The sequence below is a fragment of the Streptomyces sp. NPDC031426 genome (assembly GCF_055581585.1).
The window spans coordinates 124,882-135,536 of record NZ_JBVIJE010000022.1; the positions used below are offsets into that span (position 1 = coordinate 124,882).

The window sequence follows — 10,655 nt, forward strand, 5'->3', positions numbered from 1 at the left end:
GTTATTGTTGTTGTTGTTCGCGCCTCCGCCGTTGTTGTTGTTATTGTTGTTGTTGTTCGCGCCTCCGCCGTTGTTGTTGTTATTGTTGTTGTTGTTCGCGCCTCCGCCGTTGTTGTTGTTATTGTTGTTGTTGTTGTGACGGTGGCCCTTCTTCTTGCCGTTGTTGTTGTTGTTGTTATTGTTGTTGTTGTTTCCGCCTCCGCCGTTGTTGTTGTTATTGTTGTTGTTCCCGCCTCCGCCGTTGTTATTGTTGTTGTTGTTGTTTCCGCCTCCGCCGTTGTTATTGTTGTTATTGTTGTTGTTCCCGCCGTTGTCGCTCGGCACCATTGCGTGAGCGGCCGTAGGCGCCGGGGCGGCGAAGGCGGCGGTGGGTACCAGGGCGCCTCCTGCGGCCAGCGCGGCCGACGCGGTCAGCACCGCAGTACGCTTTGCGATCTTCTTCAGCATGGTGATCCCTTTTCGATGAGTGCGGATTGGGCGCCGATCAGAGCCCAATTCAATTGCGGAGGATGTTCTCCGAGGGAGTCATCCGTCCGACCTGATGACTCAATTACGCCCCGGCACTCCGCCCGCGTCATTCCCCGAAATCTCGGGACTTGACAGACGACGGCGACCTGCTGTTTCCTTCGCCCTCTCAGGCCGGTTTGTGCCGCGAGAACCGGGAAACCGCGCGGGCCTCTTTCGTCAGCATGCTCTGCCGCAGCCGGGGGACACATCGGGTGGACACCCCAAGTTCCACCCCGGCACAAACCGCCTCGCACCCCAGATTTCCGCCGCAACGCCCCACCTGCCGGTCTGCCTTGATCGTCTGGATCTTTTGCGCAGCTTCCGCCACAGAGGGAAACTGACCGGTGATGGACCTGCTAGAGCGAGAGGCCGTGCTCCAGGACCTCACCGGTCACCTGCGGGATGCCGTGAGCGGCCCTGGGCGTATGGTCCTTGTGCGCGGCGAAGCCGGCATCGGCAAGACCAGCGTCGTCAACCGTCTTGCCCAGCTGGCCGATCCCCATATCCGGGTCCTGGCCGGCGCCTGTGACCCGCTGGCCACCCCTCGCCCCCTGGGCCCGCTGATGGACCTGGCCCCGTACTTGGGCCGGGCGGCGCGCACCGCCCTGACCGGGGCGCTTACCGGCACCTGCCGTTTCGACGAGGTCTTCGACTGCCTCCTCGCCGACCTGAGCTCCTACCCCAGCCTGCTGATCGTGGAGGACGTCCACTGGGCCGACGAGGCCACGATGGACCTGCTGCGTTACCTGGCCCGGCGGCTGCCGAGCGTTCCGGCGCTGGTGGTGGTCACCTACCGCGACGACGAGATAGGCCGCACCCACCACGTGACCGCTCTCCTCGGCACCCTGGCCGGCTATCCCTGGGTGCACCGCCACGACCTGGCCCCGTTGAGCCGTCGGGCCGTGGCCAGGCTGGCCACCGGACACGCCGTCGACGCCGAGCAGCTGTATCACGTCTCCGCCGGCAACCCCTTCATCGTCACCGAGATCCTGGCCGCCCCCGCCGAGTCCATCCCCGCCACGGTGCGCGAGGCCGTCGCCGGCCGCCTGGCCGGCCTGTCGGCCGCGGCACGCGGGGTCGTCGACGTGCTGGCCGTCCTGGGGCGCCGGGTCTCGCTGCCGCTGCTGGCCGGCATGCTGCCGGCCCCGGAGGAGGCGCTCGACGAGGCCGTGGCCTGTGGAATCGTGCGGACCGACGGGCAGGTGACCGAGTTCCGCCATGAGCTGACCCGGCTGGCGGTACTGGAGTCCGTCCCCGCCCCCTACCGTCTGCGGGTGCACCGGCAGGTGCTGACGGCGATGCGGTCCCGCCCGGTCGCTGCGGACGATCTGGCCCTGCTGGCCGATCACGCCGAAGGTGCCGGGGATCCGACCGCCGTACTGGAGTACGCGCCCGCCGCGGCCGCCCATGCCGCCGAGCTCGGCGCGTACCGGGAGGCGGCCGCCCAGTACGCCCGCGCCCTGCGGTATGCCGACCACCTGACGCCCGACCAGCACACCTTCCTGCTGGAGGGCCATTCGCAGGCCTGCCTGCTGTCCAGCCGGCTGGACGAGGGGGTCACCTCTCGCCGCAGGGCGGTGAAGCTGCGCCGTGCCCAGGGCGACCGGCTGCGCGAGGGCGAGGATCTGCGCTGGCTGTCGTGCTGGCTGTGGCCGGCCGGGCGGACCGCCGAGGCCAGACGGACCGGTCTGGACGCGGTCCGGGTGCTGGAAGGACTCGCGCCGAGCCGGGAGCTGGGCCGGGCCTACCTGAACCTCTGCCAGCTGGCCTGCTACGAGCACGAGGGGGTGGCGGTGGCCGCCGCCTACGCCGACAAGGCGATCGATCTGGGCGAGCGCTTCGGCGATGCCGGGGTGGTCGTCCAGGCCCGCTTCCATGCCGCGGCGGCGCGCATGCTGAGCGAGGGGTCCGGCTGGGAGGACTGCGAACGGGCGGTGTCCAGCGCGATGGCGCAGGATCTGCCGGAGGACGCGGGTTTCCTGGCGTTCAACATGTGCTGGTTCACCGCGCTGCAGCGGGACACCGCACAGACCACCGCGGCCGTGAAACGGGCGGAGGCCTATTGCCTCGATCGCGACCTGCTGTCGTACCTGCTGTGCACGAAGGTCTGGGGCAGCTGGGGGCTCCTGAACCGGGGCCTGTGGCCCCAGGCCGCCGATGCCGCCCAGAGCGTCCTGTCCCATCCCAGCTCACCACCGGTCGTCCGGGCCCTCGCCCTGACCGTCCTGGGCCTGGTGCGCGCCCACCAGGGCAAGGCCCCGGTGTGGCCGCTGCTGGAGCAGGCGGCGAGCCTCGTCGACTCGAACTGCCTGCTGGACACGGGCCTGGGGTGGGAGGCCCGGGTCGAGGCGGCCTGGCTGGCCGGTGACCATGAGCTGGTGCGGACCGAGGCACAACGCGGTCTGGACGCGCTGGCGGACCGTACCCACCCCTGGCTGTCCGGTCCCCTGGCCTGCTGGATCCGCCGCGTCGGAGGCACACCCCCACAGGTGGCCGCGGCCGGACCCCACGCGCTGGAGCTGGCCGGCGACTGGGCCGGCGCCGCCGCCGAGTGGGACAGGCTCGGTTGCCCGCACCACGCCGCACTGGTCCGCCTGTCCGGCGACGCCCCCGCGCTGCACCAGGCTTTGACCGCCTTCGAGGCCCTCGGCGCCCGGCCGGCCGTGGCGCGCACCCGCGCGGTGATGCGCACCCTCGGCGTCCGCCCGATCCGGCGTGGCCCGCGGGCGGCCACCCGGGCCAATCCGTACGAGCTGACCATCCGGGAAATGGATGTCCTCAAGCTGCTGCACGAGGGCCTGTCGGATGCCGAGATCGCCGCTCGTCTCTACATCACCCCGAAGACCGCCGGGCATCACGTGGGCGCGGTACTGAGCAAACTCGGCGTCCACACCCGCCAGGAAGCGGCCCGCAAACTCCACCATTCCGAGCGCGGGTGACGAGAGCGCGGGTGATGAGAATGCGGAAGGCGGCCCTGCGAAGCGTCGGCCTCGTGGCCGCGGCCGCCGCCTCCTGCTGTACGGCGCTCGGCACATGGGGCGCGGCAACGGCTGAAGCAGGTGCCCTGCCACCGCAGAACCCACAGTCCGCACCGATGAAGTCGGAACTTCGGTGTTACGCGACACAGCGCAATCCGAATGCGACGGTCTGCTACCGGTATTCATGGAAGGCCGAGTACCGGCACGGCGACGTGGTCTATGTCCCGATCCTCATCCAGGTACCCACGCCTTCGCCTCCGCCGTCCGTGACGATCGTCGACAGCCTGAACGACATCCGCCCGACCGACACGGGTTGATCGCACCTCAGGCGTCAAGAACCTGCCCGGCCCGCTGCACGACGGGCGGCTCGACGCTCCAGGCTGACTTGACTCGATGACGATAGTGACCTGACCCCTGCTCTGGAGGCAGGGGGAGGCCCGCACGTGGCACGCAAGGTGGGGATCTACACCCGCATCTCGCGGGACGACGAAGGCGAAGCGCTCGGTGTCGCCCGCCAGCAGCAGGACTGCGAGCGCCTAGCGGATCTCCGGTCGTGGCAGGCCGTGAAGGTCTACGAGGACAACGACGTCTCCGCGGTCAAGCGCAACGTCGCTCATCAAGCCCCGGCTGCGCTCCGCTCCGCCGGGCGCGCTTCCCGGCTCCGCTCCGCACGACGCTCCTGCCTTCGACCCGCTCCGCGCGGGCTGCGCCGACGCGCGCCCACTGGTGGATAGGGCCGGTGGCCATGAGCCGATCACCGCGTACGGGACGGTCAGAACACTGCCTCCGGCGGGGGATCGGCCGGCACCGGGATGGAGGGGGCGCCGTTCACGACTGCAGGCCCGTAGTGGCGTGCGCGGGGAGCTCCCATCCCGTCCGCCGTCGACCCAGGCAGAGCCGAGCAGACGCGGCCCCTGGCGTCCAGGTCGTTCGTACAGTGGCGCGCTCCACCTGGACGCCAGGAATCGCGCCCGCTCCACGGTGTGTGGGTCGACGGCGGACGGGATGGGAGCTGGGGAGGGTGGTGGGTGAAGGTAGATCGTTGACCTCGGCGCGCCAGGTATCACTGCCGACGTCCCTGATCAGTCAGGCGGGGCCAGGGTGAGCTGGGCCCGATGGAAGTCGAAATGCTGCGTGGGGTACCGGTAGACGTCAGCCAGGGTCATCACATCCTTGAAGAACGGATCCCACCGCGTCGGAAACCGCATCATGCGCGCCAACTCGGCCTCTGTCTCGGCATCCAAGCGGCGACGAAGGGCCGCGACAGTGCGATCAAACTGCGCACCCATGCGGCGGTGGTTGAAGACTCGCGCACCGCCCACCGCCCCGAGATAGTTGATCACATCGAACGGGCGGGTAGACGCGTCGAGCAGACGAGACCAGGCTCTACTCACGCCCAGCGGAAGATGGCCGAACATGCGTACCAACGGAAGCAACGCCCGCACGACCATGTAGCCGAAGAGCATGTGAAACAGCAGTTGCTCGTTGTTCCACCGCGTCCCCTGGCTCGGGCGACGCAGGTCCTCGGCCGCAGCGGTATCCAAGAGTCGATGGAACGCCACGCTCGCCTGCCGCAGCTCATTATGGACGACTTGCCGGTCCATTCGCCCCTCCTGCCTGACCATCGTGCATCGCCACATGATGACGCCTACTGGGCGGCCTGGCACCAGACTCATGGCTTCCCTTTAGGGGCCGTTTCTGGAGCCTTAAGGGCGCCTAGGCCGGGGGAAGCACCATAGGCAAGGTGGAAGGGCGGGAGAACGGCGCACGTGCCCCCTGGGCGGCAAGGTTTGTCTGGGTGTTGAGACTCCACCGACCGCGTGAGTGGTGACCCGCTCCGAGGCCGTGACCGGTCCCCGCTCCGGTCGCGGCCTCGCTGGTGTGGAGGTTGGTCATCAGCGGGTCAGCAGCAGCCACCCGCGGCGACCGGTTGCTTCGGGCTGGTGTCGGCCTCGCCGGGGCTGGCGCAGCAGGTACTGCCCTGCTGCTTGGCCAGGGAGTCGGCGTCTGCCTTGACGACGTACACCTCCCAGGGCTCCTGGCCGGGGCCGTGGACCCAGACCTTGTCCTGGAGGGCGTAACAGCAGGTGGTGTCGTTCTCCACGTCGGTGGCCAGGCCGGCCTCGCCCAGGCGGGTGGTGGCGGCGTGGACATCCTCGGTCGACTCGACCTCGACACCGAGGTGGTCCATGCGGGTCGCCTCGCCGGCGGTTTCCTCGATCAGGACCAGCTTGAGCGGGGGTTCGGCGATGGCGAAGTTGGCGTAGCCGTCGCGGAGTTTGGCGGGCTCGGTGCCGAACAGCTTGGTGTAGAAGGCGATGGACGCGTCGAGGTCGGGGACGCGGAGGGCGAGCTGTACGCGGGACATGGCGAACCTCCTTGTGTGGGTGTGTTCAGCAGCCGCCGGAGGCGGCCGGGGCGCCGAGGCCGATCTGCAAGATGGACGGGGCTGCGCAGCACCCGCCTCCCTCGCTGTTCTGGGCGGCGTCGGGGTCGTCGAAGAGGCCGGCGCCGCCGCATACCCCGGTCTCGGGGAGGGTCAGCTCAACGCGCTCAGCGGCTTCGCGATCTCCGGCGATGGCGGCGGTGATGGAGCGGACCTGCTCGTAGCCGGTCATCGCGAGGAACGTGGGGGCACGGCCGTAGGACTTCATCCCGACCAGGTAGATGTCCTGCTCGGGGTGGGACAGCTCGTGCACACCGTGCGGGTAGACGGTGCCACAGGAGTGGACGTTCGGGTCGATGAGCGGGGCGAGGGAGGTCGGAGCCTGGAGGCGTTCGTCGAGGCCGAGGCGGACCTCGGAGAGAAAGGACAGGTCGGGGCGGAAGCCGGTGAGGACGATGGCCTCGTCGACCGGGTCCAAGTGGCGGCCGTCCTCGGCGAACAGGATCAGGCAGCCGTCGGTGTCTCGTTCGACGGCTTCGGTGCGGAACCCGGTGGCCGCGCTGGCGTGACCCGACTCGACGGCAGCCTTGGCGCGGAGGCCCAGTGCACCTCGGGCGGAAAGCTGGTCGGCGGCTCCGCCGCCGTAGGTGTTCGCGCTGATGCCGCGGCGCAGGATCCACACGGCGTGCGTGCCGTCCTCCTCCTTGGCAAGGTCGGCAAGGTAGGCGAGAGCGGTGAAGGCGGAGGCGCCCGAACCGACGACGGCGGTGCGCTTGCCCGCGTACCGGGCGCGGACGGCCGGGTCGTGGAGGTCGGGGACGCGGTAGGAGATGCGGTCGCTGGCCGTCTTCTCGCCAAGGGCGGGCAGGCCGTCAGCGCCCATCGGGCTGGGGATGGACCAGGTGCCGGAGGCGTCGATGACGGCGCGGGCAGTGAGGCGCTCCTCGGAGCCGTCGGCGAGCCGGATGTGAACGGTGAAGGGCTGTTCGTCGCGGCCGGAGTCGACGATGCGGTCGCGGCCGGCGCGGGCGACGCCGGTGACGGTGGCGCCGTAGCGGACCTTGTCGCCGAGGGTGTCGGCGAGCGGCTGCAGGTACTTCTCGGCCCAGTCGCCGCCGGTGGGGTAGGTGGCGCCGTCGGGTCGTACCCAGCCGGTCGGGGCGAGCAGCTTTTCGGCGGCGGCGTCGGTGACCTCGGACCAGGGGGAGAACAGCCGCACGTGCGCCCACTCACGGACGGCGGCGCCGGCGGACGGCCCGGCTTCGAGGACCAGCGGTTCGAGGCCGCGCTCGACGAGGTGGGCGGCTGCGGCGAGGCCGATGGGCCCGGCTCCGATGACCACGACGGGCAGCTGGTCGGTGGTGGGCAGGTTCACGGGTCCCCTTTGCTTCGACGTTTGTCGATGGCTTGCGCGGCCAGCATGGCACTTGGTTAGGCAAGCGTCAATATAGACATTCATCGAATCGAAGGCCGGAGTGGCGCGCCGTATCGCTATCCATCCGTCCCGCGCTCGGCGCAGCCTGGCGCACCCTGGGCAGCCTGGTTCGACATGTGTCAACATAGAAGCATGTCGAACATCAAGGTGCTGCCGCTTTTGGAGCCCGAGGGCTCCAGTGCCGTGGCGCCGTGCTGCCCGCCCCTCACCGAGCGTCCGCTGACTGCTGATGAGGCGGAGAAGACCTCTCGGATGTTCAAGGCGCTCGGTGATCCGGTGCGGTTGCGGCTGTTCTCGCTGGTCGCCTCGCACGAGGGCGGCGAGGCGTGCGTGTGCGACATCTCCGACGTCGGTGTTTCGCAGCCGACCGTCTCTCACCACCTGAAGAAGCTGAAGGACGCCGGGCTGCTGACTTCCGAGCGGCGCGGTACCTGGGTGTATTACCGGGTGGAGCCGTCGGTGGTTGCCGCGATGGGGCAGATGCTCGGAAGTCTCGGCTGAGCCAACCACCGACGGGAGCTACTGAGGCGGGAGAACCGGGTCGCGTTCGGCTATCTAGTCTGCGAGGTCCTACTGCTCCTTAGCCGTCCGGCCGGGCAGGAAGATGACTGCCACCAGCGCCAGGCCGACCACGGCGCCGACGAGCTGCATGCCGATGAAGGCCGCGACCGAGCCGGGCGCGATGCCCGCGAAAGTGTCGGTGAAGGCTCGACCGATGGTCACCGCCGGGTTGGCGAAAGACGTGGACGAGGTGAACCAGTAGGCGGCGCCGATGTACGACGCGACCGCTACGGGCGCGAAGCGCAGCCGGTCGGTGCGTGCCAGGCCGAAGATCAGCAGGATCAGCCCCGCCGTGGCAACCACCTCGCCCAGCAGCAGATGCCCCGCCGAGCGGTCGTGGGTGGACCACTTGACCAGCGGTTCACCGAACATCGCGTCGGCCAGGACGGCACCTGCGATAGCCCCGATGATCTGGGCGGGGACGTAGGCGGCCGCCTCGCGCAGGGTGACGCCGGCGCCGCCGCGTCGGGCGGTGAACCACTCGGCGAGAGTGACGGCAGGGTTGAAGTGCGCGCCCGACACCGGGCCGAGCAGGGTGATCAGCACGCCTAGGCCGAAGACCGTGGCAGTGGAGTTGGCCAGCAGCTGGAGACCGACATCCTTGGTCAGCTCGGTGGCCTGTATGCCAGAGCCGACCACGACCGCGACGAGGGCCGCCGTGCCGACCAGTTCGGCGGCAGCCTTGGCGAGCAGCGGAGGAGTCTGAGGCGGGGTGGCGCCCGGGGCAGGCTGCTGCTCAGCGGCGGGGGCCATGGCGTCCCCGGCTCTGTCGCGCTCGGTGGCCTCGGTGGCGGTCAACAGGACTCCTCGGTGCATGCGGGATGGCGGCGGGATACGGCGATGGACGGGCGCCGGGGCAATCAGGGGCAGGACCGCTTGACGCTGTTCTCGGCGGTGGCGCGCGCGGTCTCCGCGAGGTCGGCGAACTGACTGGCGAGCGAGGCGATGACGTCGGGCTTGAGCCGGTAGTAGGTGAACCGGCCGCACGGCTCCGTCTCCACGACTCCGGCCTCGCGCAGCACCTTCAGATGGTTGGAGAGGTTGGTCTGTCTGGCCCCCGTCTCCTCGATCAGATGCGTGGTGCAGAGCGTCTCCTTGGCCAGCAAGGTGACGATCCGAAGGCGGAGCGGGTCGGCCAGAACCCGCAACAGATCAGTGTCGACTGACGTCAGCATGGACTGATAATCTCACATCAGCTCGGGCTGATACCAGCCCGGGCTGATCCCTGGGACCCGCATCCCCACTGCTGTGGGGACCCACGCCCCGAAGGGGGTTCCCATGACCGCATCCCCGCCCCCTGTCATGCCCGACGAACGCCTCGCGGCCGGAATCGCCCGCTTCGCGGTCGGCTACCGCGGGCACTTCTCACCGGAGACCATTCAGCGCCTCGTCATCGACTCCTACGAGCGCCTCGCCGACCACGCCCGCGTCCGCACCCATCTGGTCGTGCTGGCCGAGCACCTGGCTACCGAGCGGCTGGACGCCCTCGCGCACGTCCAGGGCGCGCCGGGCAGTGGCCTGCCGCGCGTGCTGTTCGTGTGCAGCCACAACGCCGGACGCTCCCAGATGGCTGCCGCCCTGCTCGCCCACCGCGCCAGCGGGCATGTCGTCGTCTCCTCCGCGGGCACCCACCCTGCCGCCGAGGTCGAACCAGCCGTCGCCCAGGCCCTCACTGAGGCCGGCGTGGATCTCACCGATGCGTTCCCCAAGCCGCTCACCGACGAGGTCGTACGGGCCGCCGACATCGTCATCACGATGGGCTGCGGCGATGCCTGCCCCGTGATGCCGGGCCGCCGTTACCTGGACTGGCCGGTCACCGACCCCGAGGGCGCACCGGTCGCCGTCGTGCGCGCCATCCGCGACGAGATCGACGCCCACATCACCGAGCTGCTCGCGTCCCTCCCGCGCACCTGAAGCCACCTCCAACCCCCTTGATCCACTTACGAAGGAAGAACCGATGTCCTCCAGCCCGCTCGCCTCCGTGCTGTTCGTCTGCGTACACAACGCCGGGCGTTCGCAGATGGCCTCCGGATTCCTCAATCACCTCGCGGGCGACCGGATCGAGGTCCGCTCGGCCGGCTCCCTCCCCGGCGACCAGGTCAACCCGGCCGCGGTCGAGGCCATGAAGGAGGTCGGCGTCGACATCTCCGGCCAGAAGCCGAAGATCCTGACCACGGAGGCCGTCCAGGCGTCCGACTACGTCATCACCATGGGCTGCGGCGACGCCTGCCCGATCTTCCCCGGCAAGAAGTACCTCGACTGGGACCTCGAAGACCCCGCCGGCAAGGGCGTCGAGGCCGTCCGCCCCATCCGCGACGAGATCAAGACCCGCATCGAGGCCCTGATCGCCGAAATCGACGCCCAGCAGGAGGCGTGACCATCCCGGTCTGAGCACCCCTCGGAAGTCGGAGGGATGCGGTGTGTGTGGAGGGTCCTGGTGAGGTCAGGGGCTCGCTACACCTCGGCGCACCAGCGGTCAAGCAACCTGTTGGTGTCTGACACCAACGCCTGACACCAACAAGCCCGGACGAGCACGGACCGGCGTGGACACTGACGGGCGCGAAACCGCCTCACCGCCGACGAGCGCCTGCATCAACGGTCCGGAGTGATCGACCTGATAAGGATGAGCATCTTTCGGTAAGTGCCAGGCCTACCAAGCGCCCGCTACAGGGTCTTCAAGACGCACTCCATGGCTAGCTACTTGCCCCTGAAAAAGTGTTTTGCCTGGTGACCGGGCTGGCGCTGCAGGATGGCGCTGTGCGGCCGCCCGGTCGGTGGCATGTCCCTC

Annotated in this window: 12 protein-coding genes; 6 read left to right on the top strand and 6 right to left on the bottom strand. The window is 69.2% G+C overall.

Features of this window, described 5'->3' with window-relative positions; translation table 11 throughout:
* A partial coding sequence (locus tag ACZ5NH_RS33830; RefSeq protein ID WP_468780738.1) for a hypothetical protein occupies positions 1-447 on the bottom strand: 447 nt, incomplete at its 3' end.
* Between the two features lie 407 nt (positions 448-854).
* On the opposite strand from ACZ5NH_RS33830, the gene ACZ5NH_RS33835 reads away from it, so the two are divergent.
* From ACZ5NH_RS33835 to ACZ5NH_RS33845, 3 genes are all read left to right on the top strand, one after another.
* Complete coding sequence (locus ACZ5NH_RS33835) at positions 855-3,446, top strand: ATP-binding protein (RefSeq protein WP_468780740.1); 2,592 nt, start codon at positions 855-857, stop codon at positions 3,444-3,446.
* A 53-nt stretch (positions 3,447-3,499) separates the two neighbouring features.
* Entirely contained in the window at positions 3,500-3,802 is a 303-nt protein-coding gene (locus ACZ5NH_RS33840) for a hypothetical protein (protein ID WP_468780742.1), read from the top strand.
* Positions 3,803-3,928: 126 nt separating this feature from the next.
* The gene (locus tag ACZ5NH_RS33845; RefSeq protein ID WP_468780744.1) at positions 3,929-4,219 is read left to right on the top strand and encodes a recombinase family protein; all 291 of its coding nucleotides are present in this window, start codon (positions 3,929-3,931) and stop codon (positions 4,217-4,219) included.
* A gap of 348 nt (positions 4,220-4,567) precedes the next feature.
* On the opposite strand, the gene ACZ5NH_RS33850 is transcribed toward ACZ5NH_RS33845, so the two are convergent.
* The 3 genes from ACZ5NH_RS33850 to ACZ5NH_RS33860 all read right to left on the bottom strand — a co-directional run bounded on the left by ACZ5NH_RS33850 (position 4,568) and on the right by ACZ5NH_RS33860 (position 7,246).
* Positions 4,568-5,089, bottom strand: coding sequence for a DinB family protein (locus ACZ5NH_RS33850; RefSeq protein WP_468780745.1), 522 nt, complete (start codon positions 5,087-5,089; stop codon positions 4,568-4,570).
* A gap of 299 nt (positions 5,090-5,388) precedes the next feature.
* Entirely contained in the window at positions 5,389-5,853 is a 465-nt protein-coding gene (locus ACZ5NH_RS33855) for an ArsI/CadI family heavy metal resistance metalloenzyme (protein ID WP_468780747.1), read from the bottom strand.
* 25 nt (positions 5,854-5,878) lie between these two features.
* Positions 5,879-7,246, bottom strand: coding sequence for an FAD-dependent oxidoreductase (locus tag ACZ5NH_RS33860; protein ID WP_468780749.1), 1,368 nt, complete (start codon positions 7,244-7,246; stop codon positions 5,879-5,881).
* Between the two features lie 192 nt (positions 7,247-7,438).
* Between ACZ5NH_RS33860 and ACZ5NH_RS33865 the strand changes: the two genes are divergently transcribed.
* Positions 7,439-7,807, top strand: a complete 369-nt coding sequence (locus tag ACZ5NH_RS33865; RefSeq protein WP_468780751.1) for an ArsR/SmtB family transcription factor — start codon at positions 7,439-7,441, stop codon at positions 7,805-7,807.
* 69 nt (positions 7,808-7,876) lie between these two features.
* Here ACZ5NH_RS33865 and ACZ5NH_RS33870 read toward each other — a convergent pair whose 3' ends face one another.
* Both ACZ5NH_RS33870 and ACZ5NH_RS33875 read right to left on the bottom strand, forming a co-directional pair.
* Entirely contained in the window at positions 7,877-8,665 is a 789-nt protein-coding gene (locus tag ACZ5NH_RS33870) for an aquaporin (RefSeq protein ID WP_468780753.1), read from the bottom strand.
* 62 nt (positions 8,666-8,727) lie between these two features.
* On the bottom strand, positions 8,728-9,042 hold the full coding sequence (locus tag ACZ5NH_RS33875) for an ArsR/SmtB family transcription factor (RefSeq protein ID WP_468780755.1): 315 nt from the start codon (positions 9,040-9,042) through the stop codon (positions 8,728-8,730).
* A 103-nt stretch (positions 9,043-9,145) separates the two neighbouring features.
* Here ACZ5NH_RS33875 and ACZ5NH_RS33880 point away from each other — a divergent pair, with 103 nt between their 5' ends.
* Positions 9,146-9,781, top strand: a complete 636-nt coding sequence (locus tag ACZ5NH_RS33880) for an arsenate-mycothiol transferase ArsC (RefSeq protein ID WP_468780757.1) — start codon at positions 9,146-9,148, stop codon at positions 9,779-9,781.
* Positions 9,782-9,824: 43 nt separating this feature from the next.
* The gene (locus ACZ5NH_RS33885) at positions 9,825-10,244 is read left to right on the top strand and encodes an arsenate reductase ArsC (RefSeq protein WP_468780760.1); all 420 of its coding nucleotides are present in this window, start codon (positions 9,825-9,827) and stop codon (positions 10,242-10,244) included.
* Positions 10,245-10,655: the final 411 nt, after the last annotated feature.